Origin of the sequence: Citrobacter amalonaticus, from assembly GCF_018323885.1 — a bacterium.
GTDB classification, from domain to species: domain Bacteria; phylum Pseudomonadota; class Gammaproteobacteria; order Enterobacterales; family Enterobacteriaceae; genus Citrobacter_A; species Citrobacter_A amalonaticus.
On record NZ_AP024585.1, the window covers coordinates 3,044,904 to 3,070,152 of the forward strand.

The 25,249-nt window shown below is 53.6% G+C and carries 21 protein-coding genes; 11 read left to right on the forward strand and 10 right to left on the reverse strand.

The window, feature by feature from the left end:
- The first annotated feature begins 85 nt into the window (after nucleotides 1–85).
- Nucleotides 86–2,071, forward strand: a complete 1,986-nt coding sequence (locus KI228_RS14515; RefSeq protein WP_044258635.1) for a ligand-gated channel protein — start codon at nucleotides 86–88, stop codon at nucleotides 2,069–2,071.
- A gap of 64 nt (nucleotides 2,072–2,135) precedes the next feature.
- Here the strand turns inward: KI228_RS14515 and lysP are convergent, their stop codons facing one another.
- Together lysP and yieE are read right to left on the reverse strand one after the other, a co-directional pair.
- Nucleotides 2,136–3,605, reverse strand: coding sequence for a lysine-specific permease (gene lysP, locus KI228_RS14520; protein ID WP_044258633.1), 1,470 nt, complete (start codon nucleotides 3,603–3,605; stop codon nucleotides 2,136–2,138).
- Nucleotides 3,606–3,790: 185 nt separating this feature from the next.
- Entirely contained in the window at nucleotides 3,791–4,654 is an 864-nt protein-coding gene (gene yieE / locus KI228_RS14525) for a DNA-binding transcriptional regulator YeiE (RefSeq protein ID WP_043000117.1), read from the reverse strand.
- 99 nt (nucleotides 4,655–4,753) lie between these two features.
- Between yieE and KI228_RS14530 the strand changes: the two genes are divergently transcribed.
- The 3 genes from KI228_RS14530 (at nucleotide 4,754) to KI228_RS14540 (ending at nucleotide 7,858) form a co-directional block, all read left to right on the forward strand.
- The gene (locus KI228_RS14530; RefSeq protein WP_044258631.1) at nucleotides 4,754–5,803 is read left to right on the forward strand and encodes a YeiH family protein; all 1,050 of its coding nucleotides are present in this window, start codon (nucleotides 4,754–4,756) and stop codon (nucleotides 5,801–5,803) included.
- A 103-nt stretch (nucleotides 5,804–5,906) separates the two neighbouring features.
- Entirely contained in the window at nucleotides 5,907–6,764 is an 858-nt protein-coding gene (nfo, locus tag KI228_RS14535) for a deoxyribonuclease IV (RefSeq protein WP_090049688.1), read from the forward strand.
- A gap of 2 nt (nucleotides 6,765–6,766) precedes the next feature.
- The gene (locus KI228_RS14540) at nucleotides 6,767–7,858 is read left to right on the forward strand and encodes a sugar kinase (RefSeq protein WP_043000114.1); all 1,092 of its coding nucleotides are present in this window, start codon (nucleotides 6,767–6,769) and stop codon (nucleotides 7,856–7,858) included.
- A 55-nt stretch (nucleotides 7,859–7,913) separates the two neighbouring features.
- Here the strand turns inward: KI228_RS14540 and KI228_RS14545 are convergent, their stop codons facing one another.
- The 6 genes from KI228_RS14545 to fruB all read right to left on the reverse strand — a co-directional run bounded on the left by KI228_RS14545 (nucleotide 7,914) and on the right by fruB (nucleotide 15,175).
- Nucleotides 7,914–9,164 (reverse strand): NupC/NupG family nucleoside CNT transporter, encoded by a 1,251-nt coding sequence (locus KI228_RS14545; protein ID WP_061069856.1) that lies wholly within the window; start codon nucleotides 9,162–9,164, stop codon nucleotides 7,914–7,916.
- An 85-nt stretch (nucleotides 9,165–9,249) separates the two neighbouring features.
- Nucleotides 9,250–10,185, reverse strand: coding sequence for a pseudouridine-5'-phosphate glycosidase (locus tag KI228_RS14550; RefSeq protein WP_044258629.1), 936 nt, complete (start codon nucleotides 10,183–10,185; stop codon nucleotides 9,250–9,252).
- The gene (locus KI228_RS14555) at nucleotides 10,173–11,114 is read right to left on the reverse strand and encodes a pseudouridine kinase (RefSeq protein WP_044258740.1); all 942 of its coding nucleotides are present in this window, start codon (nucleotides 11,112–11,114) and stop codon (nucleotides 10,173–10,175) included. Before KI228_RS14555 ends, KI228_RS14550 begins: the two co-directional genes overlap by 13 nt.
- 284 nt (nucleotides 11,115–11,398) lie before the next feature.
- Nucleotides 11,399–13,090, reverse strand: a complete 1,692-nt coding sequence (gene fruA / locus KI228_RS14560) for a PTS fructose transporter subunit IIBC (protein WP_043000111.1) — start codon at nucleotides 13,088–13,090, stop codon at nucleotides 11,399–11,401.
- 16 nt (nucleotides 13,091–13,106) lie between these two features.
- Nucleotides 13,107–14,045 carry a 1-phosphofructokinase gene (fruK, locus tag KI228_RS14565; RefSeq protein ID WP_043000110.1) on the reverse strand — a complete coding sequence of 313 codons (939 nt, stop codon included), beginning with the start codon at nucleotides 14,043–14,045 and terminating at the stop codon, nucleotides 13,107–13,109.
- The gene (fruB, locus tag KI228_RS14570; RefSeq protein ID WP_043000109.1) at nucleotides 14,045–15,175 is read right to left on the reverse strand and encodes a fused PTS fructose transporter subunit IIA/HPr protein; all 1,131 of its coding nucleotides are present in this window, start codon (nucleotides 15,173–15,175) and stop codon (nucleotides 14,045–14,047) included. Before fruB ends, fruK begins: the two co-directional genes overlap by 1 nt.
- Before the next feature lie 369 nt (nucleotides 15,176–15,544).
- On the opposite strand from fruB, the gene setB reads away from it, so the two are divergent.
- Nucleotides 15,545–16,726 (forward strand): sugar efflux transporter SetB, encoded by a 1,182-nt coding sequence (gene setB / locus KI228_RS14575; RefSeq protein WP_043000108.1) that lies wholly within the window; start codon nucleotides 15,545–15,547, stop codon nucleotides 16,724–16,726.
- Here setB and KI228_RS14580 read toward each other — a convergent pair.
- A complete protein-coding gene (locus KI228_RS14580; RefSeq protein ID WP_043000107.1) occupies nucleotides 16,723–16,977 on the reverse strand; it encodes a YkgJ family cysteine cluster protein in 255 nt (84 codons plus the stop codon). The two genes, setB and KI228_RS14580, sit on opposite strands and share 4 nt — an antisense overlap.
- 150 nt (nucleotides 16,978–17,127) lie before the next feature.
- On the opposite strand from KI228_RS14580, the gene yeiP reads away from it, so the two are divergent.
- A complete protein-coding gene (yeiP, locus tag KI228_RS14585) occupies nucleotides 17,128–17,700 on the forward strand; it encodes an elongation factor P-like protein YeiP (protein ID WP_012131588.1) in 573 nt (190 codons plus the stop codon).
- A gap of 59 nt (nucleotides 17,701–17,759) precedes the next feature.
- Here the strand turns inward: yeiP and uxuA are convergent, their stop codons facing one another.
- Entirely contained in the window at nucleotides 17,760–18,950 is a 1,191-nt protein-coding gene (gene uxuA, locus KI228_RS14590; RefSeq protein ID WP_044258619.1) for a mannonate dehydratase, read from the reverse strand.
- Between the two features lie 205 nt (nucleotides 18,951–19,155).
- Between uxuA and KI228_RS14595 the strand changes: the two genes are divergently transcribed.
- The 5 genes from KI228_RS14595 to KI228_RS14615 all read left to right on the forward strand — a co-directional run bounded on the left by KI228_RS14595 (nucleotide 19,156) and on the right by KI228_RS14615 (nucleotide 25,202).
- Nucleotides 19,156–20,622 (forward strand): mannitol dehydrogenase family protein, encoded by a 1,467-nt coding sequence (locus tag KI228_RS14595; RefSeq protein WP_044268667.1) that lies wholly within the window; start codon nucleotides 19,156–19,158, stop codon nucleotides 20,620–20,622.
- Nucleotides 20,623–20,738: 116 nt separating this feature from the next.
- On the forward strand, nucleotides 20,739–21,725 hold the full coding sequence (locus tag KI228_RS14600; RefSeq protein ID WP_044268673.1) for a CobW family GTP-binding protein: 987 nt from the start codon (nucleotides 20,739–20,741) through the stop codon (nucleotides 21,723–21,725).
- Between the two features lie 29 nt (nucleotides 21,726–21,754).
- Complete coding sequence (locus KI228_RS14605; RefSeq protein WP_080721930.1) at nucleotides 21,755–22,477, forward strand: phosphatase PAP2 family protein; 723 nt, start codon at nucleotides 21,755–21,757, stop codon at nucleotides 22,475–22,477.
- 413 nt (nucleotides 22,478–22,890) lie between these two features.
- Nucleotides 22,891–23,460, forward strand: coding sequence for a bifunctional murein DD-endopeptidase/murein LD-carboxypeptidase (mepS, locus tag KI228_RS14610; RefSeq protein ID WP_043000104.1), 570 nt, complete (start codon nucleotides 22,891–22,893; stop codon nucleotides 23,458–23,460).
- Nucleotides 23,461–23,645: 185 nt separating this feature from the next.
- Entirely contained in the window at nucleotides 23,646–25,202 is a 1,557-nt protein-coding gene (locus KI228_RS14615) for a cyclic di-GMP phosphodiesterase (RefSeq protein WP_061069855.1), read from the forward strand.
- Nucleotides 25,203–25,249: the final 47 nt, after the last annotated feature.

Below are 25,249 nucleotides of genomic sequence, written 5' to 3' on the forward strand. Positions count from 1 at the left end.
TAAGAGTTCTTAAAAGACAAACACATACAGTTGTCATGGCCTTTTACATGGCACGCGGTTTTTATTCGTTTAATGGAATGACAAAATGACTATACCTCACGTTAAGGCTATTGCCATCGTCGTCAGCGCGGCATGCCTCCCATCGCTCGTTCATGCTGCCGATCAGGATACCGTTGTGGTTACCGCGACGGGATTTGAGCAGAAGATCCAGAACGCCCCAGCTTCAATTTCGGTTATTTCAAAACAGCAAATTGAAGACAAAGCTTATCGTGACGTTACCGATGCACTGAAAGATGTCCCTGGCGTAGTCGTCACAGGCGGGGGCAGCAGCAGTGATATCAGCATCCGAGGGATGGCGTCGCAATACACGCTGTTCCTGGTGAACGGTAAACGCATCAGCACTCGCGGTACGCGTCCGAACAGCGATAATTCTGGGATCGAGCAGGGCTGGCTGCCGCCGCTGGAGTCCATCGAGCGTATCGAAGTCATCCGTGGCCCGATGTCCTCGCTGTACGGATCCGATGCGATGGGCGGCGTGATTAACGTGATCACCAAAAAAGTCTCTAACACCAAAGGCTGGACCGGTTCTCTGCACGGTGACGCTACTTTCCAGGAAAACAGCGACTCCGGCGATCTGTTCCAGACCAATGCCTATGCTTCTGGTCCGCTGATCGACGGCTTGCTGGGTGCGAAAGTCACCGGACTGCTGTCCCGCCGCGCGGAAGATCAGATCGTCAACGGTTACAATGAGCAGCGCCTGCGTAACGGCGGTCTGACCCTTAACTTTACACCGGATGATAAGAACGACATCGATTTTGATATCGCTCGTGAATTGCAGGATCGCAACAGTACGCCAGGTAAATCGATGGCCGAGGAAACCTGCCGGAAAGGCACCTGTAAGCCAAACACGAAAAGTGAAAACCGCTATGAGCACACCACGTATTCACTGACGCACAGCGGCTATTACGATGATTTCAACAGCACCAGCTATATCCAGCAGGAAGAGACCCACAACCCGGGTCGTGAGATGAAGTCATACAACACGATCTTCAATAACCAGAACCAGATTTTCCTCGGCGCCCATACGATGACGCTGGGCGGTCAGTACCGTTATGAAAAACTGCGCGATAACGGCAACCAACTGGAAGCGGCTGACGGTCTGAATAAACTGACCCGCTGGAGCTGGGCGCTGTTTGCAGAAGACGAATGGGCGATGACCGATAGTTTTACCCTGACCGGCGGGATCCGTATGGATAAGGACGAAAACTACGGCGACAACTGGACGCCGCGCGGTTATGGCGTCTGGCATCTGAGCGATCAATGGACCTTAAAAGGTGGCGTCTCCGCAGGCTACCGCGCACCCGATCTGCGTCAATCCTCCGCAAACTGGGGTCAGGTAACCGGTGGCGGTCGTTTGAATGGCATTATTGTCGGCAACCCGGATCTGAAACCGGAAAAGAGCCTGAGCGAAGAGCTGGGACTGCTGTGGGATAACGGCGATAACCTTAATGCCGGCATCACCCTGTTCAATACTGATTTCAAAGACAAGATCACCGAAGTCCGTCGCTGCAACAGCAGCGCCGATCCGGCCTGTACGATTGGCAGCGAAAGCTATGATTTTGTCAGCGATCGCGTGAACGTCGATAAAGCCAACATGCGTGGCGTGGAATCCACATTCGGCTGGAAGATGACCCGCGACCTCAACTGGACGGCTAACTACACCTATACCGAGTCAGAACAGAAGAGCGGCCAGTTTGAAGGCAAGCCATTAAACAAAATGCCAAAGCATATGTTTAACACCACGCTGGACTGGCAGGCAACGGAGACCGTCGGCTTCTGGAGCCGTCTGAACTTCCGCGGTAAAACGTCTGAATACCTGAGCCGCACCTCAATGTCGCAGGGCACACCGTCCTATACGCAGGTTGATGTCGGTCTGCGTTACAACGCGAACAAAAACCTGCTGGTGACAGCCGGGGTGTATAACGCGCTGGATAAACAGATTGATTACGATACCTATGACACCATTCTCGATGGTCGTCGTTATACGGTAGGTCTGACGTACAACTTCTGAGTCCCTCCCAAAAAAAAGCCTCCGCAACGGAGGCTTTTTTATCGCTTTATTCATGCGGTGACGACTATTTTTTCACGCGTTCCGGGAAGTGCATTTCATTGTAACGTACGAAGTGAGTCCCGCGGGTCAGCTTATAGCCGAACCAGATAATCAGGAACAGCGGGATACCAATATAGGTTGCCGCCACGCCGCCCCAGTCAATGGTGTCTTTCAGGAACGCTTCATAGTTCTGGCCCAGCGTGATGATAAGACACAGAACAAACGCGAAGATCGGCCCCAGCGGGAAGAAGCCGGAACGATACGGCAGATCCTTCACGTCATGCCCTTGCAGAACATACCCACGACGGAAACGATAGTGGCTGATGGCAATCCCCAGCCAGGCGATAAAGCCCGTCATCCCGGAAGTATTCAGCAGCCACAGGTACACCGTCTGGTTACCGAACATTGAGGTCAGGAAGCACAGACCGGCAATCACCGTCGTGGCATACAGCGCATTACGCGGAACACCGCCGCGAGACAGTTTCGCAAAAATACGCGGCGCTTTACCATCGCAGGCCAGGGTGTATAGCATACGGGTTGAGGCGTACATCCCGGAGTTACCCGCCGACAGCACCGCCGTCAGGATCACCGCATTCATCACTGCCGCCGCAGAGAGCAGACCGGCATGCTGGAAGACCAGCGTGAACGGGCTGACGCTGATGTCTTTAACATCGTTACGCAGCAGGCTCGGATCGGTGTACGGAATGATCAGGCTGATAATCAGAATCGCGAAGACATAGAACAGCAGGATTCGCCAGAACACCTGACGCACCGCACGCGGAATGTTCTTCTCCGGATCTTCAGATTCACCGGCGGCAATACCAATCAGTTCCGTCCCCTGGAAGGAGAAACCGACAATCATCGCCACGCCAATCATCGCCGCAAAGCCACCGGCAAACGGCGCATCGCCCGTCGTCCAGTTGCTCCAGCCCACCGGCTGAGTGCCTTTGAAAATACCGACGATCATCATAACGCCAACAATGATGAAGATAATCACAGTGGCCACTTTGATCAGTGAGAACCAGTATTCCGCTTCACCAAAACCTCTGACCGAGATGTAGTTCAGCAGGAAGATGACGCCGAGGAACAGCGCACTCCAGATCCAGCCTGGGGTATCAGGGAACCACCAGCTCATCACCAGCTGTGCCGCCACAAGGTCAACAGCGATGGTCACCGCCCAGTTGTACCAGTAGTTCCAGCCCAGCGCGAAGCCGAAGCCCTCTTCAACATAGTTCTGACCATAGGTCGCAAACGAACCGGACACCGGCATATACGCCGCCAGTTCGCCCAGACTGGTCATCAGGAAGTACACCATCAGGCCAATCAGAATATAGGAAAACAGCGCACCGCCTGGACCCGCTGCGGAAATGGTGGCACCAGATGCCACGAAAAGACCTGTACCGATAGAACCGCCAATCGCGATCATCGTCAGGTGACGCGCCTTCAGTTCGCGACGTAACGCGGGCGCTTCTGTGGTTTTAGTTTCGGAAACCATGTGAAAATGCTATCCATCCAAAAAATGAGGCGCGATTGTAGCAGACGAAACGCTCGTCTTCCGGCACAAATGCGCTGTTATAAGAGACCTTCATGACTGGCCGCGGATTATAAGTAATAGCAGAGAATGGGGAACTTACTGCCCCCAGGACGTATCACCGTCAGGCGATCGGTCCCCGGCAGGCATTATTCGCAATAATTGAGGAAGCGCTGGAGCGCATTAGAGAGGTGTTTCTGGCGATGATGGATCCGCCAGAGCGTACGCACCAGACGCGGAAGCGGCACTGCCACTTCGCTCAGCGTTCCCGCCTGGAGTTGTTCATCAATCACGCGTCGTGACAGACAGCTAATGCCCAGCCCATGACGAACGGCATGTTTGATGGCTTCGGAGTTTCCCAGCTCCATCGCCATTTCAAATTTGGGCAGGTGCGACAGCAGCAGATAATCGACAATTTCGCGCGTCCCGGAACCGCGTTCGCGCAGGATCCAGGGGGCGGCTGCGAGCTGTTCAAGCGTCACCGGTCCCTGCGCCAGGGGTGAAGATGGTGCGGCGAAGACCACCAGTTCATCTTCCAGCCACGGCTCCGAGATGATCTCCGTATTGTGACACGGCCCTTCGATAAGCCCAATGTCGACCCGAAAATCGAGCACCGCTGTAATCACATCCTGACTGTTGCCGACGCTAAGTTCCAGCGGCAGCGCGGGGAAATCTCGCCGATAACGGGCAATCACCCCCGGAAGGATATAGTTGCCGATGGTGCTGCTGGCATACACGCGTATCGCGCCGTTGTCTTCGCGGAACAACTGCTCGATCTCCACCGCCTGCTCCAGCAACGCCAGCGCCCGCGGGTAAAGCAAGCGCCCGTGCTCATTCACCACCAGCCGTTTGCCTACGCGGTCGAAAAGCTGAACGCCCAGTTGACCTTCCAGATCGGTCAGCGCCGCGCTGACTGCCGATTGCGACAGCGCCAGCATCACCGATGCCTGCGTTGTTGAGCCGCTTTTCAAAACTTCGGTGAAGACTTCGAGTTGCCGCAGGGTGATGTGCATGGTCGCTTACCACTTATAAAGATTAATTATAAATATATAATCAATTTTATTTTTAAGCCAGTTCGCCGTAACCTTTTGCCCATAAAAGAGGAGAAGGCAATGACAGAACTCACCTTAACGAATCATCGTCGAACAATGTGGCATTTTATTCCGGGGCTTGCCCTGAGTGCAGTGATTACCGGAGTCGCCTTATGGGGCGGGTCCATTCCCGCCGTGGCGGGTGCCGGATTCAGCGCCCTCACCTTAGCGATTTTATTGGGGATGGTGATCGGTAACACCGTCTATCCCCAGATCTGGAAAAGCTGTGACGGCGGCGTCCTGTTTGCCAAACAACATTTATTGCGCCTGGGGATCATCCTCTACGGCTTTCGCCTCACCTTCGCGCAAATTGCTGACGTAGGTGTCAGCGGCATTCTGATCGACATCCTGACGCTGTCCAGCACCTTTATGCTGGCGTGCTTTCTGGGGCAAAAAGTCTTTGGGCTGGATCGCCAGACCAGTTGGCTGATCGGCGCGGGTAGCAGCATTTGCGGCGCGGCGGCGGTACTGGCGACGGAACCAGTTGTGAAAGCCGAAGCCAGCAAAGTCACGGTTGCCGTCGCAACGGTCGTGATCTTCGGGACGATGGCGATTTTCCTCTACCCGGCGATGTATCCGCTGCTGGCGCACTGGTTTAGTCCGGAAACCTACGGCATCTTCATTGGCTCCACCATGCATGAAGTTGCTCAGGTTGTGGCGGCAGGACACGCGATTAGCCCGGACGCCGAAAACGCAGCGGTGATTGCCAAAATGCTTCGCGTCATGATGCTGGCTCCGTTCCTCATCTTTATGGCCGCTCGCGTTAAGCAACTGTCACCGGCCAGCGGTGGGGAAAAAAGCAAAATCACCATTCCGTGGTTTGCGATTCTGTTCATTGTGGTCGCCATTTTCAACTCATTCCACCTGCTACCGCAGGCGGTGGTGAACATGCTGGTCACACTGGATACGGTCCTGCTGGCTATGGCAATGGCGGCACTGGGGCTGACGACGCATGTCAGCGCGCTGAAGAAAGCTGGAGCGAAACCGCTGTTGATGGCACTGGTGCTGTTCATCTGGCTGATTGTCGGCGGTGGCGTGATTAACGTCCTGGTCCAGCACGTTATTGCATAATTCACTACATCCTGACCCTGTTAACCCGCTATGATTGGCAAGATTCAATTTCCGGATACACAAATCCGCCAGGCCACATCTGGTGGGTTAACAGGAGTCTTTAATGAAATACATCGGAGCACACGTCAGCGCAGCTGGCGGGCTGGCAAATGCCGCAATTCGCGCCGCTGAAATCGAGGCAACCGCGTTTGCACTCTTTACTAAAAATCAGCGTCAATGGCGCGCCGCCCCTCTTACCGCGCAAATCATCGATGACTTTAAAGCCGCCTGTGAGCAATACCACTTCACATCCGCTCAAATCCTGCCGCACGATAGCTATCTGATCAACCTGGGCCACCCGGTCGGCGAGGCGCTGGAAAAATCCCGCGCGGCTTTTCTTGATGAAATGCAGCGTTGTGAACAACTCGGCTTATCTCTGCTTAACTTCCATCCAGGCAGCCACCTGATGCAAATTTCGGAAGACGAGTGTCTGGCAAAGATTGCTGAGTCGATCAACATCACACTCGCCCAGACCAAAGGGGTGACTGCGGTGATTGAAAATACTGCCGGTCAGGGCAGCAACCTCGGATTCAAATTCGAGCACCTTGCCGCCATCATCGATGGCGTAGAAGACAAATCACGCGTCGGCGTTTGCATTGACACCTGCCACGCTTTCGCCGCGGGTTACGACTTGCGTTCCGCCGCCGAATGCGAAAAAACCTTTGCCGAATTCGAGCGCATCGTCGGTTTCCAGTATCTGCGCGGTATGCACCTGAACGATGCCAAGAGTGCCTTTGGCAGCCGGGTCGACCGTCACCACAGTCTGGGCGAAGGCAACATTGGTCATGACGCGTTCCGCTGGATCATGCAGGACGCCCGTTTCGACGGCATTCCGCTGGTGCTGGAAACCATCAATCCCGACATCTGGGCAGAAGAGATCGCGTGGCTGAAAGCGCAGCAAACTGAAAAGGCGGTTGCGTAATCATGAACGACAGGGAAAAACAGATACTCAAAATTCTGCGCCGCAACCCGCTGATTCAGCAAAACGAAATCGCTGATATTTTGCAGATCAGCCGTTCACGCGTCGCCGCGCACATCATGGACCTGATGCGTAAAGGGGCAATCAAAGGAAAAGGTTACATCCTTACCGAACAGGCCTATTGCGTGGTGGTAGGGGCGATTAACATGGATATTCGTGGGATGGCGGATATCCACTACCCGCAGGCCGCGTCTAACCCGGGCAGTATCCACTGTTCTGCAGGTGGCGTCGGGCGCAACATTGCCCATAACCTCGCCCTGCTGGGTCGCGATGTGCATCTGATTTCCGCTGTCGGCAGTGATTTTTACGGCGAGACGTTGCTGGAACAAACACGCCAGGCAGGCGTCAATATCTCCAGTTGCATTCGCCTGCACGGGCATAACACCTCAACTTATCTCTCCATCGCCAATCAGCAAGAAGAGACGGTGCTGGCAATTAATGATACCCATATCCTGCAACAGCTGACGCCGCAGTTGCTGAACAGCTCGCGGGATTTAATCCGTCACGCCGGAGTGGTGCTGGCGGACTGCAACCTGACGCCGGAAGCCATCGAATGGGTCTTTACGGTTGCTGATGACATTCCGGTATTTATTGATACCGTTTCCGAGTTCAAAGCGACGAAGGTGAAAACCTGGTTTACGCGCATCCATACGCTGAAACCGACACAAAAAGAGCTGGAGATCTTATGGGGTCACCCCATCAACAGCGATGCAGATCGACTCAGCGCGGTGAATGCCCTTCATCAACAGGGCATTCAACAGATTTTTGTCTGTCTGGAAGATGAGTCAGTCTTTTGTAGCGAGAAAGATGGTGAGCAATTCTTGCTCACGCCGCCCGCGCATACGGTGGTCGACAGCTTCGGTGCCGATGACGGTTTTATGGCCGGACTGATCTATTGCTTTCTGGAAGGGAGCGATTTTCGCGAAAGCGCGAATTTCGCAATGGCCTGTGCGGCCCTGTCACGCGCCAGCGTCAGTATCAACAACCCCACCCTTTCCGCTGATAACGCGCTGTATCTGTTAAAAACAAGCCAGTGAAAACGGCTTATCCGGCCCAGGGTCGGTCCCCTGACCGGATAAGCTATCAGCCACGCTACGCCAGTCCAATAAAGAACCCGGCAATGGTCGCACTCATCAGGTTAGAGAGCGTGGCTGCCGCCAGCGCCCGCATACCCAACTGGGCGATTTCCGGCGCGCGCTGAGGCGAAATAGCCGAGAACGCCCCGACCACTACGCCAATGGAACCAAAGTTGGCAAACCCACACAGCGCAAAAGAGATGATGGCGATGGTTTTCACATCCAGGGTGCCGCCATCCTGCAAATAAGGCGACAGGTTGAGGTAAGCGACAAATTCGTTGATTGCCAGCTTCTGCCCAATCAGGCTCCCTGCCAGGGTGGCATCGCTCCAGTCAACGCCCATGATCCACGCCAGCGGGGCTAACACCCAGCCGAAGATCCCTTCAAGCGTCGCATGACCATAGCCGAACCAGCCGCCAATTCCGCCGATAATGCCGTTAAACAGTGCGATAATCGCGACAAACGCCATGACCACCGTTGCCACGCCTGCGGCAATTTTCAGCCCGGTCATCGCACCGCTTGCCGCGGCTTCGATAATGCTTTTCGGTGGCGTCTCGGTGAAAGAGAGGTTTTCGAAAGTGACTTTTGACTCTTCCGTTGCCGGACTCAGAATACGCGCAAACAGGATCCCGCCAGGAATCGCCATCAGCGAGGCCGCCAGCAGATAATCAATCGGCACGCCCATACCGGCGTAGCCAATCATCATCGAGCCCGCAATCGAGGCCATCCCGCTACAGATCGCGGTAAACAGTTCATTGCGATTCAGGCGGTCAATAAACGGCTTCACAATCGCCGGGATCTCGTTTTGCCCGAGGAAAATCGTCGTGACCGCAACGAACGATTCAATCTTACTGATATTCAGGGCCTTCTGGAAAATCCCGCCCAGGATGCGAATCAGCAGTCCCATCACGCCAATGTAGTACAACAGGCTGATAAGCGCGGTGACAAAAATGATCGCCGGGAGCACGCGGAAGGCGAAGATAAAACCGGCGCCATCAAACAGCACATCCATTTTTGGCCCAACCAGAGAGCCAAAAATAAAGGCACTGCCCGCGTCACTGTAAGACATAACTTTATGCACGCCCAGCGCCGCCTGTTCAACCAGCCATTTGCCCGGCGGGAAATAGAGCATGATCCCGCCAATCGCAATTTGCAGCACCAGCGCTGCGCCCACGGTACGTAAGCTGATGTGTTTTTTATTCACTGACAGTAAGTATGCGATCACCAGCAGTACCGCCATACCCACAACACTTCTCATTATATCCATAATGATTTCCCTTCATGCCAGGAAACCCGGCGCGAGGCCAGGTTTTGGTGGTTTCGGGCGACCGCACGCTGCCCGTTCGTTTCGATCAGGCGAGGCGTTGATATTCCTTCGCTATCTCGCAGGCCAGTACGGCGTTGTTAAACACCAGTTGGATGTTGGACTTCAGGCTGTCGCCTCCGGTTAATTCAGCAACGCGCGCCAGCAGGAACGGCGTGCTCTCTTTACCGATAACGCCCTGCTCTTCCGCTTCCCGGACGGCCTGGTCAATCGCCGCATTGATTTTCTCTTCCGCCATGGCGTAGGTTTCCGGGATTGGATTGGCGACCACCAGACCTCCGTTCAGGCCGGTTTGCCATTTCACTGCCATCGCCCGGGCAATTTCCTTCGCGCTGTCGAGACGAATGCTGACCTCAAACGGACTGGTACGGCAGAAAAATGCCGGTAACGCAGTGGTCTGATATCCAATTAACGGCACACCAAACGTTTCTAAATATTCCGTGGTTAAACCTAAATCGAGAATAGATTTCGCGCCGGCACAAACCACGGTTACATTGGTATGAGCCAGTTCCTGAAGATCGGCGGAAATATCAAACGTATGTTCCGCACCGCGATGAACGCCGCCAATACCCCCGGTAGCAAAAACGTGAATACCCGCAAGGGCGGCAATAATCATGGTTGAAGCAACCGTGGTCGCGCCATTTTTTCCAGCGGCTACCACAAACGGTAAATCACGACGACTGACTTTAGTTACGCTATGTCCTTCGCGACCTAATAATTCAATTTCTTCTTTACTCAGGCCGACTTTCATTACTCCGCCAATAATGGCAATCGTTGCCGGCACAGCACCGTGCTTACGAATAGTTTCTTCGACTTCAATTGCCGTCTGCGCATTTTGTGGAAAAGGCATACCGTGAGAAATAATTGTCGATTCAAGCGCAACAATCGGTTTTTTACTGTTAATAGCGTCCTGGACTTCTGGCGAAATATGCAGTAATTCAGAGGAAATCGTTAATTCAGACATTCTGTGTTCTCCACAAGGGTTTTAACGTTCGCAACAGATAATTCAGGGTTATTGGTATATTCACTGGCCAGCGCCATTGAGGAACAACCCTGTGCAAATCGAATAGAATCAATGAAGGGCATGCCTTCAACCCAGCAGGAAGCGAGTCCCGCCATCATGGCATCTCCCGCTCCGGTAACGTTAACGACATGGGTTTTTATCGGTAGCGACCAGCCGCTCTCACCGTCTTTTTCACTGTAATAGACCCCATCGCCCCCCATGCTGAGTACCAGACGGTGCAGGCCACGCGCATGGAACCAGGCAGCGACTTTCGCAACATCTTCGCGCCCTGAAAGCGCAATGCCGCTGAGAGTTTCCGCCTCAAGACGATTAGGTTTGAGGGTATGAATTTGGGCCAGACGCTCGCGGATCTTGACGCATTTCCACGCCGATACCGGGTCAACAAACACCGGTACATCCCCCACGTTATCCAGTAACCAGGCCAGCGTCTGTTCACTAATATTACAATCCGCCACAATGACACGGGCACCCCGGATAAAATCGAGATGCTGCGCCAGAAACGCCGCCGAAATATGTTCGGTAATGCTCATGTCATTGATTGCCACCAGCATTTCACCGGTATTATCGAGAAGAGATAAATAACTTGAGGTGTTCTCACCGGCAACAATCAGGCAATTATCCACATGCACGCCTGACTGATTCGTCTGCGCCAATAACGATTGGCCATAGAAATCATTGCCAACCGCCGTCATTAACCAGGAATTTTTCCCGAGCAATGCAAGATTGTGAGCGATATTGCGACCAACTCCGCCAGGTGTAAATTTAATTTTCCCCGGATTAGAGTCCGCATAATTCAAGGAAGCATGCGAATATCCTGCAACGTCCATATTGGCGGAACCAATCGTGATGATGTATTCCTTTTCGCGCATAGCACATCTCCTGGTACGAAAATACCATGACTTTGAGATTGTTAAGACTATTCACGGCTCAAACGACTTATTAGAGCACATGTTTATATTCAAACATGTGTTTATAGTAAGCTTGTTTTTATGAAAGTAAACGCACTGGCAAGAGCAAAAACCGCCAGATATGAACAGAATCACAATTTTTTATAGATACAGTTTGCAAGCGAGGAAATATTTGAGAGGAAGGACACAAAACGAAGATAAAAAAAAGGGCAGAGAACTCTCTGCCCTGGTGTGTAATGATGACTTTATGCCGCTTTGGCGACGGTATCTTCTTCCGGACGTTTCAGGAAGGCATAGGCCAGACCCGCAACCAGCGTACCGGCGACAATGGCAATCAGGTATCCCAACACCGGGGTAATCGCCCCTGGGATCAGCAGAACAAACAGACCACCATGCGGTGCCATCAGTTTCGCCCCAACCGCCATTGAGATCGCCCCCGTCAGCGCGCCGCCAACGATACAGCACGGCAGAACACGCATCGGGTCGCGCGCGGCGAAAGGAATGGCTCCTTCGGTGATAAAGCACAGACCCAGTACCAGCGCCGCTTTACCCCCTTCCTGCTGCGCCTTGTCGAACTTACGACGCGCAACAATGGTTGCCAGCCCCAGCGCCAGCGGTGGCACCATGCCTGCCGCCATAATGGCCGCCATTGGCGCGTAGGTTTGTGTACTCAGCAAACCGACGCCAAACGCGTATGCCGCCTTGTTAACCGGCCCCCCCATGTCGGTACACATCATCCCACCGAGGATCGCACCCAGCAGCACCGCATTCGCCGTCCCCATGGTTTGCAGCCAGTGCGTTAACCCTTCGAGGATCCCGGCGACCGGTTTACCGATGAGGTAGATCATAGCCAGACCCACCACGAGGCTGGAAATCAGCGGAATAATCAGGATCGGTTTCAGCGCTTCCATACTCTGCGGCAGCTTCAACTTCGTGCTGATGGCCTTCGCCACATAGCCTGCAAGGAAACCCGCAATGATCCCGCCAATAAAGCCAGAACCCGTGCTGACGGCGAGCATACCGCCGATAAGACCTGGCGTCAGACCCGGACGGTCAGCAATCGAGAAAGCAATGTAGCCCGCCAGAACCGGCACCATCAGCGCAAAGGCTGAACCGCCGCCAATTTGCATCAGCGCGGCCGCCAGTGTCCCTTCGACTTTAAACGCTTCGATACCAAAGGCGAAGGAAAGCGCGATACACAGACCGCCGGCAACCACCATCGGCAGCATGTAGGACACGCCCGTCAGCAGGTGACGATACGCGCCAGCACTCTCTTTTTTCCCTTCATTCGCCGCAGCCTGCGCTTTGCCGGCGGGCTCATATACCACGGCTTGCGCCACGGCGTTATCCAGTTCCTGCGCGGTTTTCTTCAGCGCCAGACCGGTAGAGGTACGGTACATGGGTTTACCAGCAAATTTCGCCAGATCCACTTCAATATCTGCTGCCACAATCACCAGATCCGCCTGGGCCACTTCTTCCGGTGTAATGGCATTGCCAGCGCCCACAGAACCGCGGGTTTCGACTTTCACCCACCAGCCGCGTTTTTTCGCTTCGGTTTCGATCGCTTCCGCCGCCATAAAGGTATGTGCTACGCCGGTTGGGCATGCCGTCACGGCCACGACGCGTTTCGGACCGCTGGTTGTGGCAACAGGCGCTACAGCAACCGGTGCGCTATAAGGCTTCGCGTGACCTTTGGCTTCGCTAAGAAATAGCTCAGGATGCGCCACCGCCCGGGCAATATCACCCAGCCAGACTTTTTTGCCGTTCAACGCGTTGTCATTAGGGATGGCATCGGCCAGTACGATCGCCAGTTCAGCGTCATTTGGATTGTCGATGATATCCAGATTTGCTTTATGCGCCGCCGCACCGAGCAGAGTTTTCGCCATGTAAGCGCGAGCCTGCCCGAGGTTAGCGTCAATAATCAGCAGCGTTTTCATTATGCCTCTCCTGCTGTCAGTTAAACGGTTGTAAGTCGACACGCGACATCATTGCGGCCAACTGAGGACGATCGGTAATACCGACATTGCTCTGACTGACTGCCAGCGCAGCAACGGCTGTCGCCAGACGCAGCGTATGTTCGCTGGATTCACGCATCAGCAGACCGTAAATCAGGCCGCCAACCATCGAATCCCCGGCGCCTACGGTGCTGACCACGTCAACCGAAGGCGGTTTGGCGAGCCATTCTCCCGAGGCGTTCACCCACAGCGCGCCTTCTGCTCCCAGGGAGATCACCACATGTGCGATACCCTGTTCACGTAACGCATGCGCCGCCTCAATCACATCTTTCATTTCTGGCAGCTTGCGGCCGGCCCAGATTTCCAGTTCACGGCGGTTCGGTTTCACCAGCCACGGCGCGGCTTTTAGTCCTGCAACCAGGGCTTCACGACTACTATCAAAGATAATGCATGGACACTGACTGCGCAGACGCGTCATCCAGTCGGTGAAGGCTTCCGGACTCACGCCGGATGGCAGACTGCCGCTGACGCAAACCATGTCGAACTGACCCAACCAGCTCAGGGAATCATTAACAAAACGCTCCCAGTCGGCAGGCGTGACCTCAAAACCGGAGAAGTTGAAGTCGGTGACTTCACCGTCTTTTTCCGTCAGCTTGACGTTGATGCGGGTACGCCCCTGCACCACCTGAAAACGGTTAGCAATTCCCAGTTCGCTGAACAACTGCTGAAAACCGTCCTGGTTATCTTTGCCGAGGAAACCGCCGACCGTCACGTCGATCCCGAGATCCTTCAGCACTTTGGCGACGTTGATCCCTTTCCCCGCCGCGTGCAGACCGGTCGTTTTTACCAGGTTAACTTCACCGCGCTCAATTTCAGGACAGAACCCCACCAGATCGTAGGCCGGGTTTAGCGTGATGGTCGCAACACGTCTGCTCATTACGCGCCCTCCCCAAGACCGGCAGCGATGGCATCGCCAATCGCTTTCAGCGCCTGTTCAGCATCAGCCCCCTGCGCCGTAAAGCGCAGGCGATGTCCTTTCTTCACGCCCAGCGCCACCACTTTCATCAGACTACGTCCATTTGCCGGTTTGCCGGTTCCATCAAGGTTTGCCACGGTAATTTCACTGTTGAATTGTTTAATCGTATTGACCAGCATGGTCCCTGGACGGGCATGCAGGCCGTGCTCATTGCGGACCACAAACTCGGCGTTCAGCACATCATCAGTCAGAGCGTCATCGTTGGTCAGCAGTGCCAGGACAGTCGCCGCGTCGGCGTTCAGCAGACGGTCAGCTTTCGTCTCCAGCAGCAGATCGCCCAGACGCTTCAGCACGGCGACGGGCTGGTCGTCAGCCATGGCAACGGTCACTAGCAGCGCCGCTTTTTCGCCCTGTACGTCAAAAGCATTTACCGCACGACTTACCGCCACGGCGCTGCGCAGGTTGCCTTCAGCACTGTCGCTGAGCCAGATCCCCTGACCCAGGTTCATCGGCTGTTCGTTAATCACTTTCGCGACAAACGCCGCATCTACGACGCCAGCCTCTTTCAAACGTGCCGCATTCAGCGCCTGCAACGTCACTAAATCGGTCGCGACGACATCCAGCATCAGCGTGTCGTTGTCGAGCTTCAGCTGCTCACTCTGCTTTTCGCCCATCAACAACGCACGCAGTTCTTCAGCCGTGGTCGCTGACTTAAGCTGTTCAGCTACGGAGTCATCGCTCAGCACGTGCGTCAGCTGACGCAGCAGACCAAGGTGCTCATCGGAGCTGGCGGCAATGCCAATCGCCACATATGCCACCTGACCGTCACCCCAGGTTACGCCCTGTGGGAACTGAAAAACCTGAACGCCGGTTTTCAGCACCTGATCGCGGGTGTCGGTTGTGCCATGCGGAATCGCAATCCCGTTGCCGAGAAAAGTGGACGTCTGCTGCTCGCGAGCAAGCATGCCGTCTACGTAGCCGTCCGCAACGTTGCCAGCCTGCACTAACGCAGCGGCAACCTGACGGATGGCTTCCTGTTTGTCTCCGGCCTGCTCGCCCGGATGAATGTCCTGAACGGATAACTGAAACATGGTTCTCCTCTCCTGCTGAATTGAAACGATTCAGCTTACATGAGAAAAAAGACGCTATACGGTTCCCTCAACTGAAACTCGACAGCGCTGAAACGTTTCAAGAAGTCTTGCGCTTTCTGCTTCAGCACGCAAGTAAAGTTGCATTTTTGATCGCAAAATTTAGAAGCAATGCACATTTTTGCCTCACTGGCGGTAGGTTGCTGAAGTCAATACAGCGTCATTTCACTTAAGGTTCAGCAGCGTCAGCTAACAGCATTGTCAGAGTGAAATGCCATTTTGATTTTTCGTGGCGATTTTGATTTAGTCATCTGTTTATTTCTCACTAAGCGGCGTAAACTCCGCGTCTCGTCACACTACTGATATCCAAACATGCACAATACCCCCGCTGCCGCCTCGCCAAAAACGTTTGACCTGACGTCTACGGCTTTCCTTATTGTCGCCTTTCTCACCGGTATCGCCGGTGCGCTACAGACCCCCACGCTAAGCCTTTTTCTGACTGATGAAGTCCATGCGCGCCCAGCAATGGTCGGCTTCTTTTTTACCGGCAGTGCGGTGATCGGCATCCTGGTGAGCCAGTTTCTGGCGGGACGTTCAGATAAAAAAGGCGATCGCAAAAAGCTGATCGTCTTCTGCTGTGCGCTGGGCATGCTGGCGTGCGTGTTATTTGCCTGGAATCGTAACTACTTTATTTTGCTGTTTGTCGGGGTGTTTCTCAGCAGTTTTGGTTCGACCGCCAACCCGCAAATGTTTGCCCTGGCCCGCGAACATGCTGACCGCACAGGCCGTGAAGCGGTGATGTTCAGTTCCATACTGCGCGCCCAAGTTTCCCTCGCGTGGGTGATCGGCCCGCCGCTGGCTTACGCGCTGGCAATGGGCTTCAGCTTTACGGTGATGTACCTCAGTGCCGCGGTGGCGTTTGTGGTTTGCGGTGCAATGGTATGGTTTTTCTTACCGTCCATGCGCAAAGAGACCGCACTGGCGATCGGTACGCTGGAAGCGCCGCGTCGTAACCGTCGCGATACCCTGCTGCTGTTTGCCATTTGTACCTTAATGTGGGGTACCAACAGCCTGTATATCATTAATATGCCGCTGTTTATTATTAATGAGCTGCATCTGCCGGAGAAACTGGCGGGTGTGATGATGGGGACAGCGGCTGGGCTGGAAATCCCGACCATGTTGATTGCTGGCTACTTCGCAAAACGTCTGGGTAAACGTCTGCTGATGTGCATTGCGGTCGCTGCCGGTTTCTGCTTTTACACAGGAATGCTGGTCGCGCACTCCCCTGTTGTGCTGCTGGGTTTACAACTGCTGAACGCCATCTATATCGGTATTCTCGGCGGCATCGGTATGCTCTATTTTCAGGATCTGATGCCTGGTCAGGCAGGGTCCGCCACCACGCTCTACACCAATACCATCCGCGTCGGCTGGATTATCGCCGGATCGCTGGCGGGCATTGCCGCTGAAATCTGGAACTACCATGCCGTTTTCTGGTTTGCGCTGGTGATGATTGTCGCCACCATGGCCTGCCTGTCGCGCATTAAGGATGTTTAGGGCGCGGTCAGCGCTTCAAGATCAATAAGCCAGGTCATCGCCTCGTCGCGGTTCGTTAAGCACATTTCCTGGGACGGTTTGAGGCTGCGACAGACGTTGGGGCGGAGGCTGGAGCCAAAGATACGGCACAGGTTGTCATCTGAGAGCTGGACGCACCTGACGTTTGCGGGCTTTCCCTGCGGCATGCCGGGGATGGGGCTGGAAATAGAAGGGGCAATACAACACGCCCCACAATCCGGACGGCATTCCATAATCTGACTCTCTTTATTGTGACCACCGGACAGGCGCGCACAGTACCACCTTTTTTGCACCAGCAAAAGGTGAATTCCACTTGCCTGAATGACCCGGCGCGAGTAGTTTGACGCGATAATTTAGCTAATCTCTATAACAGGATCTTTTCGATGCCAAGAGCGAACGAAATCAAAAAAGGTATGGTACTGAATTACAACGGCAAACTGCTGATTGTGAAAGATATCGATATTCAGTCCCCGACAGCCCGTGGCGCGGCAACGCTGTACAAAATGCGGTTCTCCGATGTCCGCACGGGTCTGAAAGTGGAAGAGCGTTTCAAGGGCGATGACATTGTCGATACCGTGACCCTGAGCCGCCGTGGCGTCGACTTCTCCTATATCGATGGCAACGAATACGTGTTCATGGATAAAGAAGACTACACGCCTTATACCTTCACCAAAGATCAGATCGAAGAAGAGCTGCTGTTTATCCCGGAAGGTGGAATGCCGGATATGCAGGTGCTGACCTGGGACGGTCAACTGCTGGCGCTCGAACTGCCGCAGACGGTGGATCTGGAAATCGTGGAAACCGCTCCAGGCATCAAAGGCGCTTCCGCCAGTGCGCGTAACAAACCCGCGACGCTGAGCACCGGTCTGGTTATTCAGGTGCCAGAATACCTGAGCGCCGGTGAGAAAATCCGCATTCATATCGAAGAGCGCCGCTATATGGGCCGTGCGGATTAATTTTTGAATGGATGTAAAAAAGGACAGCCTGAGCTGTCCTTTTTTTGTCGTTTGCTGTTTTACAGCAGGTCGCGGAACTGGGTCATTTTCAGCGCCAGTTCAACACCGCGTACTTCCGCCAGCCCTTTCAGACGGCCAATCGCGGAATAACCCGGGTTGGTTTTCTTATGCAGATCGTCCAGCATTTGATGACCGTGATCGGGGCGCATCGGAATGGGACGCAAATCCCCCGCCTTCTTGCGGCGCTGCTCTTCGGTCAGAATCGCCGTCACCACCGCGACCATATTCACATCACCCTGCAAATGTGCGCCTTCATGGAAGGTTTTCGGGTTCGCTTCGCGGCACGTCGAGCGCAGATGGGTAAAGTGGATACGATCGCCAAAGGTTTCAATCATTTTCACCAGATCGTTATCCGCACGAACGCCGTAAGAGCCTGTGCACATGGTGAAACCATTGTAGATGCTGTCGACGGTCTCTTTCAGCCACTGCATATCTTCAATGGTGGAGACAATGCGTGGTAACCCGAGAATCGGACGCGGCGGATCGTCAGGATGCACTGCCAGACGCACGCCCACTTCTTCAGCCACCGGGACAATCGCACGCAGGAACACGGCCATATTGTCACGCAGATCGTCTTTGCTGATGCCGTCATACTCGGCCAGACGCGCGCGGAACTGATCGAGCGTATAACCCTCTTCCGCACCAGGCAGACCGGCAATGATATTACGGGTCAGTTTTTCGATATCCGCGTCGCTCATGGCATTGAAATAGGCCAACGCCTGACGCTGTTCTTCTTCGCTATAGTCCGCTTCCGCACCCGCACGCTTGAGGATATGCAACTCAAAAGCGGCGAAGGCTATTTGATCGAAACGCAGCGCTTTCGAACCGTCTGGCAATTCGTACTCAAGGTCGGTACGCGTCCAGTCCAGAATCGGCATAAAGTTATAGCAGACGGTGTCGATGCCGCAGGCTGCCAGATTACGGATGCTCTGCTGATAATTTGCGATCCATGTCTGATACTGACCGGAGCGGGTCTTGATCTCTTCATGAACCGGAATACTTTCGACCACCGACCAGGTTAACCCTTTTTCCGCCAGAATCGCCTGACGTTTTTTAATCTCATCGACCGGCCACACTTCACCGTTCGGAATGTGGTGCAATGCTGTCACAACACCCGTTGCACCAGCCTGACGCACATCATCAAGCGATACCGGATCGTTAGGCCCGTACCAACGCCAGGTTTGTTCCATTGCTTTACCTCACAAAGTTGTTATACCAAATTAGCTTACCTGAATGACGACTACCATACAGGCTTCTACGAGGTGATCAATAAAAGGGGCGTGATTGATTGATCCAGCTCACATTACCCGGATAAATCAGGCTTACCAATTTAATTTGTTGTCATATAACTTTACACTGGTGTTGTTAATTTATGGTTAATCAGGTGTGTAATAAATGACTACAATTGCCTCAGCAATATTGCCGGATGGCGTACAAACGCCACGCTATGACCGCCAGCAACTGAAAACCCGCATGGTGCATTTCGGTTTTGGTGCCTTTCATCGTGCGCATCAGGCATTACTGACCGATCGGGTGCTGAACGCCCAGGGCGGAGATTGGGGAATTTGTGAAATCAGCCTGTTCAGCGGCGACACTCTGATGCGTCAACTCCGCGAGCAGGATCATTTATACACCGTGCTGGAAAAAGGCGCAGACGGCAATCAGGCGATTATTGTCGGTGCCGTCAACGAATGTCTGAATGCGAAACTCGATTCGCTCGCCGCTATAATCGAAAAATTCTGCGAACCTCAGGTGGCGATTGTCTCACTGACCATCACCGAAAAAGGGTATTGCATCGATCCGGCTACTGGCGCGCTGGACCTGACAAATCCGCGCATTGTTCACGACCTGCAATCGCCTGATGAACCCCATTCAGCACCGGGTATTCTGGTGGAAGCACTGTCACGTCGGCAGGCACGCGGCCTGGCAGCTTTTTCTGTACTCTCCTGCGATAACATTCCTGATAACGGGCACGTCGTGAAGAACGCCGTGCTGGGGATGGCGGAAAAACGATCCCCCGCGCTGGCGGACTGGATCCGCGAGCACGTCAGCTTCCCTGCCACGATGGTTGACCGCATTGTTCCGGCCGCGACGGAAGAGTCGCTGGCGGAGATCACTCGCGAACTGGGCGTGACCGATCCTTGCGCCATCAGCTGTGAACCGTTCATTCAATGGGTGGTTGAAGACCACTTTGTCGCCGGTCGTCCCGCATGGGAAGCGGCTGGCGTGCAGATGGTCAGCGATGTGCGTCCCTGGGAAGAGATGAAATTACGGATGCTTAATGGCAGCCACTCGTTTCTCGCGTATCTCGGTTATCTTTCCGGATTTCAGCATATTAATGAGTGCATGCAGGACAGCGCATTCCGCGAAGCCGCGTACCGACTGATGATGGACGAACAGGCGCCGACGCTCACTATTACTGACGTGGATTTGACCGGTTACGCGCAAAGCCTGATTGAACGCTTTGCGAATCCGGCGCTGAAGCATAAAACCTGGCAAATCGCGATGGACGGCAGTCAGAAACTGCCGCAGCGGATGCTGGCGGGCATTCGTCTCCATCTGGCACGCGAAAGCGCATGGCCACTCTTAGCGCTGGGCGTGGCGGGGTGGATGCGCTATGTCAGCGGCGTCGATGATGCCGGCACGACCATCGACGTTCGCGACCCGCTGAATGATAAAATCCGCGCAAGGGTCGCGGCCAGTACTGAGGATCAGCGCGTGTCGGCACTGCTCTCTTTATCGGAAATTTTCAGCAACGACCTCCCGCACAATCCGGTTTTTGTCCAGGCGATTGAAACGGCCTGGCAGCGTATCGCGCAACACGGTGCACATCAGGCGGTGATTGATACGTTAAAAAATTAACAATTTCTGCCATTAAGGCGAACGGAGGCCGTCTTCGTTCGCCCCGCCCTTCTCTTTTTCACTTTTTTTCGCCAGGATTAATGGAAACCGTTACGGTACATTATTCTGGAGCAGGCGTGACCAAAACTAACCTCATCACCGGTTTCCTCGGCAGCGGAAAAACCACTTCTATCCTCCATCTGTTAGCGCACAAAGACCCCACCGAAAAATGGGCGGTACTGGTCAATGAGTTCGGTGAGGTCGGCATTGACGGCGCTCTGCTTGCTGATAGCGGCGCGTTGCTCAAAGAGATCCCCGGCGGCTGTATGTGCTGCGTGAACGGCCTGCCCATGCAGGTTGGACTGAATACCCTGCTGCGTCAGGGAAAACCAGACCGCCTGCTGATCGAACCAACTGGACTGGGGCATCCGAAACAGATCCTCTCCCTCCTCACCGCACCGGTGTATGAACCCTGGATCGACCTGCGCGCCACGTTGTGCATTCTTGATCCTCGCGGATTGCTGGATGAAAAAAGCGTTACCAATGAGAACTTCCGCGATCAGTTAGCGGCAGCAGATATCATTGTGGCGAATAAAACCGATCGTGCGACTGCGGAAAGTGAACGTGCGCTGCAAACCTGGTGGCAACAGTTTGGCGGCAACCGTCAGTTAGTGCAGGTCACGCATGGTCAGATTGACAGACAGTTGCTCGATTTACCGCGTCTGAATCTGGCTGAATTGCCCACCAGCGCCGCGCATTCGCACAGCCATCCAGAACCGCGAGGATTGGCGGCGCTGAGCCTGCCAACTCAACAACGCTGGCGTCGTAGCCTGAACAGCGGTCAGGGGCATCAGGCCTGCGGCTGGATTTTTGATGCCGATACGGTCTTTGACACCATCGGACTGCTGGAATGGGCACGACTGGCGCCGGTTGGCCGGGTGAAGGGAGTCATGCGTATTCCGGAAGGCCTCGTGCGCATTAATCGCCAGGGCGAAGATCTGCACATTGAAACGCAGAATGTCGCGCCGCCGGACAGTCGTATTGAACTGATATCCAGCACCGAGGCAGACTGGAATACGTTGCAGAGCGCATTGTTGAAGCTTCGTTTAGCTGAACACGCGTAAGGTTGCCTGCGATTTATTGAACAGCGAACATGTTAAATATGAAAATCCGGTTACCACTGATACTTCTGCTGAATGTTGCCGGTCTGGCGTTATTCATGAGCTGGTATATGCCCGTGAATCATGGATTCTGGTTCCCGGTTGACGCCGGCATTTTCCACTTCTTTAACCAGAAACTGGTAGAGAGCCCGGCCTTCCTGTGGCTGGTCGCCATCACCAATAATCGGGCGTTTGACGCCTGTTCCCTGCTGGCGATGGGTTGTCTGATGCTGAATTTCTGGCTGAAAGAGACGCCTGCAGGCCGCCGCCGTATTGTCATCATCGGTCTGGTGATGCTGCTTACCGCCGTGGTTCTGAACCAGGCAGGTCAGGCGCTGCTGCCTGTAAAACGCGCCAGTCCTACGCTCAGTTTTGCTAATATTTATCGCGTCAGCGAATTGCTGCATATTTCGACGAAGGATGCCTCCAAAGACAGTTTCCCTGGCGATCACGGGATGATGCTGCTTATTTTCGCCGCATTTATGTTGCGCTATTTCGGAAAAGCCGCAGGATTTATCGGCCTTATTATTGTTGTGGTTTTTGCTTTCCCGCGTGTCATGATCGGCGCCCACTGGTTCACCGATATCGCCGTAGGATCATTAACCGTGGTTCTAATTGGCCTGCCCTGGTGTCTCCTGACCCCGTTAAGCGATCGCCTTATCGCGCTTTTCGACAATTATCTTCCCGGCAAAAACACACAAATCTTAAACAAATAACCCACAATTATTAACATCATCAGGGTTTATTCTTACGCCCTGATGATGTGTTAAGATAAATTATTCATCTCATCGTCATTATTTTGTCATGACATTACCTTTGAGAATGAATGAGTTGCCTGTTTTTCCGTCATTTTGCGTTTAAATTGACCAATCCCGTTTATTCACTTTCTGTATCACATTTTCTTATTAAAATTCAGATAAAATCACTCGCCAAGCCTGAAACGATCGGGTAACCTCGAACTCGTTTTGCCTCGCTGGGTTATTATTCTCTTCGCGAATAAATTTGTGCGTTCTGCCACAGTTTTGCGCTTAAAGAATTGTCTCATTGTGCGCAGGTAATTAGTCTCGTCACGTTTGGCATTTTTTATAACGATATTTATCGTTAAGGACTTCAAGGGAAAACAAACAAAATGGTCAAATCTCAACCGATCTTGAGATATATCTTGCGCGGGATCCCCGCGATAGCAGTCGCGGTACTGCTTTCTGCATGTAGCACTACCACAAACACCGCAAAGAACACGCATTCTGAGACGCTTGGTGTGAATCAAGAAGCTTCCTCACTGCAAGCTTCTCAGGATGAATTTGAGAGTATGGTACGTAACCTCGATGTTAAATCGCGGATTATGGATCAGTACGCTGACTGGAAAGGCGTGCGCTATCGTCTCGGCGGCAACTCCAAAAAAGGTATTGATTGTTCCAGCTTTGTACAGCGTACATTCCGTGAACAGTTTGGTTTAGAACTCCCACGCTCCACCTACGAGCAACAGGAAACCGGTAAATCCGTTTCGCGCACTAATCTGCGTACTGGCGATCTGGTTCTGTTCCGCGCAGGTTCGACGGGCCGTCATGTTGGTATTTACATTGGCAACAACCAGTTTGTTCATGCCTCTACCAGCAGCGGTGTCATCATCTCCAGCATGAACGAGCCATACTGGAAGAAGCGCTATAACGAAGCGCGTCGGGTTCTGAGCCGCAGTTAATCGTTTGGTTGCTATCCCTTGGCGACCCTGACGAGACAGACGAAAAGCATCGCTTCGGCGGTGCTTTTTTTTGATTCCCTTTTTCTCCCTGTGGAAAAGCATGACTCGCCGAAGCAATCCAGGCTATAGTCTTGTTATTCCATCACATTTATCATCATCGCAATCTCAGGATAAAGCCAGGCATCATGTTCACTCACGCCTTAACGACTGGTCGAAAAATCGTGCTTACCTGCCTGATTACCGGGGTTGTCGTTGCTATTGTTATCAGTAGCTTACAATTCGTGATGGCGTGGCATAAGCGGGAAGTTAAATACGACACGCTGGTTTCTGACATTCAGCATTACCTGGTTAGCTATTTTGCCGATCTCAAAAGTACTACCGACATTCTTCAACCGTTGACTTTAAAGACCTGTAAACAAGTCAGCGCAGAACTCACTTCCCGTGCCGCCTTTAGCCTGAACGTTCGTGCCTTTTTGCTGGTCAAGGATAAGAAAGCATTTTGCTCATCGGCAACCGGAGGCATGGATACGCTGCTGACTGAACTGGTCCCCAGCCTCGATATTGGTAAAGATATCGATATGGCGATTATCCCAGGAACGCCGATGATGCCCAATAAACCCGCGATGGTGATTTGGTATCGTAATCCCCTGATGATGAATAGCGGCGTTTTCACCTCCCTGAATATCAACCTTACGCCGTATTTGCTCTATACCGCCCGCCAGGAAGACTTTGACGGGATTGCCATCATCGTCGGCAACACCGTGTTGTCGACCTTTTCAGACCATCTGCTCACCGTTGATGAACTCGACGGTTCACCGGAGCGCGAAGCAAAAATTGCCGGTGTTCCGGTGACGATCAGGCTATACGCAACCAACTGGACCTGGCCCGACTTATGGTATGCCCTGCTTCTCGGCGGGATGGGTGGGATCATTGCGGGTTTACTCTGCTACTACGTCATGAGCATTCGCTTGCGGCCCGGAAAAGAGATCCTCACCGGGATCAAACGCGATCAGTTCTACGTCGTCTATCAGCCCGTCGTGGATACGCAGTCGCTGAAGGTCACCGGGCTGGAAGTGTTGCTGCGCTGGAGACACCCAACGGCAGGAGAAATCCCACCTGATGCGTTTATTCATTACGCTGAGGCCCAGCACATGATAGTGCCGCTGACCCAGCATCTGTTTAAGCTGGTGGCGCGGGACGCCCCTACGCTGCAAAAAGTCCTCCCGGTCGGCGCGAAGTACGGTATCAATATTGCGCCTGATCACCTGCACAGCAGCAGTTTTAAAGATGACGTTCGGCAGTTAGTCGCCGCGATGCCGCCCAACCACTTCCAGATCGTGCTGGAAATTACTGAACGCGACATGCTCAAGCAACATGAAGCGTCACAGTTATTTGAGTGGCTGCACACCGCGGGCTTCGAAATTGCGATAGACGACTTCGGTACCGGCCACAGTGCGCTGATTTATCTGGAACGCTACACCCTGGATTATCTGAAAATCGATCGCGGTTTTATTAACGCCATTGGAACAGAAACCGTCACTTCGCCGGTGCTGGATGCAGTGCTGACGCTCGCTAAACGCCTCGATATGATGACGGTAGCTGAAGGGGTGGAAACGCCTGAGCAGGCAAAATGGCTGCATGAACGCGGGGTTCGCTTCCTGCAGGGCTACTGGATTAGCCGCCCGCTGCCGCTCGACGAATTTGTTGATTGGGTTTCACAGCCACACGCGCTGAAATGGTAAAGTCCCAACGCGTGGATTCACAACAGACGCCACCTGCCCTATTATTC

Coding starts and splice junctions, on each gene's coding strand:
- KI228_RS14540 (WP_043000114.1), top strand. CDS start 6,767: ATGAACGACAGGGAAAAACAGATACTCAAAATTCTGCGCCGCAACCCG.
- KI228_RS14555 (WP_044258740.1), bottom strand. CDS start 11,114: ATGCGCGAAAAGGAATACATCATCACGATTGGTTCCGCCAATATGGAC.
- KI228_RS14595 (WP_044268667.1), top strand. CDS start 19,156: ATGACTACAATTGCCTCAGCAATATTGCCGGATGGCGTACAAACGCCA.
- KI228_RS14605 (WP_080721930.1), top strand. CDS start 21,755: ATGTTAAATATGAAAATCCGGTTACCACTGATACTTCTGCTGAATGTT.
- KI228_RS14550 (WP_044258629.1), bottom strand. CDS start 10,185: ATGTCTGAATTAACGATTTCCTCTGAATTACTGCATATTTCGCCAGAA.
- uxuA (WP_044258619.1), bottom strand. CDS start 18,950: ATGGAACAAACCTGGCGTTGGTACGGGCCTAACGATCCGGTATCGCTT.
- yeiP (WP_012131588.1), top strand. CDS start 17,128: ATGCCAAGAGCGAACGAAATCAAAAAAGGTATGGTACTGAATTACAAC.
- KI228_RS14615 (WP_061069855.1), top strand. CDS start 23,646: ATGTTCACTCACGCCTTAACGACTGGTCGAAAAATCGTGCTTACCTGC.
- KI228_RS14580 (WP_043000107.1), bottom strand. CDS start 16,977: ATGGAATGCCGTCCGGATTGTGGGGCGTGTTGTATTGCCCCTTCTATT.
- fruA (WP_043000111.1), bottom strand. CDS start 13,090: ATGAAAACGCTGCTGATTATTGACGCTAACCTCGGGCAGGCTCGCGCT.
- KI228_RS14515 (WP_044258635.1), top strand. CDS start 86: ATGACTATACCTCACGTTAAGGCTATTGCCATCGTCGTCAGCGCGGCA.
- KI228_RS14545 (WP_061069856.1), bottom strand. CDS start 9,164: ATGGATATAATGAGAAGTGTTGTGGGTATGGCGGTACTGCTGGTGATC.
- KI228_RS14530 (WP_044258631.1), top strand. CDS start 4,754: ATGACAGAACTCACCTTAACGAATCATCGTCGAACAATGTGGCATTTT.
- lysP (WP_044258633.1), bottom strand. CDS start 3,605: ATGGTTTCCGAAACTAAAACCACAGAAGCGCCCGCGTTACGTCGCGAA.
- nfo (WP_090049688.1), top strand. CDS start 5,907: ATGAAATACATCGGAGCACACGTCAGCGCAGCTGGCGGGCTGGCAAAT.
- mepS (WP_043000104.1), top strand. CDS start 22,891: ATGGTCAAATCTCAACCGATCTTGAGATATATCTTGCGCGGGATCCCC.
- fruB (WP_043000109.1), bottom strand. CDS start 15,175: ATGTTTCAGTTATCCGTTCAGGACATTCATCCGGGCGAGCAGGCCGGA.
- yieE (WP_043000117.1), bottom strand. CDS start 4,654: ATGCACATCACCCTGCGGCAACTCGAAGTCTTCACCGAAGTTTTGAAA.
- fruK (WP_043000110.1), bottom strand. CDS start 14,045: ATGAGCAGACGTGTTGCGACCATCACGCTAAACCCGGCCTACGATCTG.
- setB (WP_043000108.1), top strand. CDS start 15,545: ATGCACAATACCCCCGCTGCCGCCTCGCCAAAAACGTTTGACCTGACG.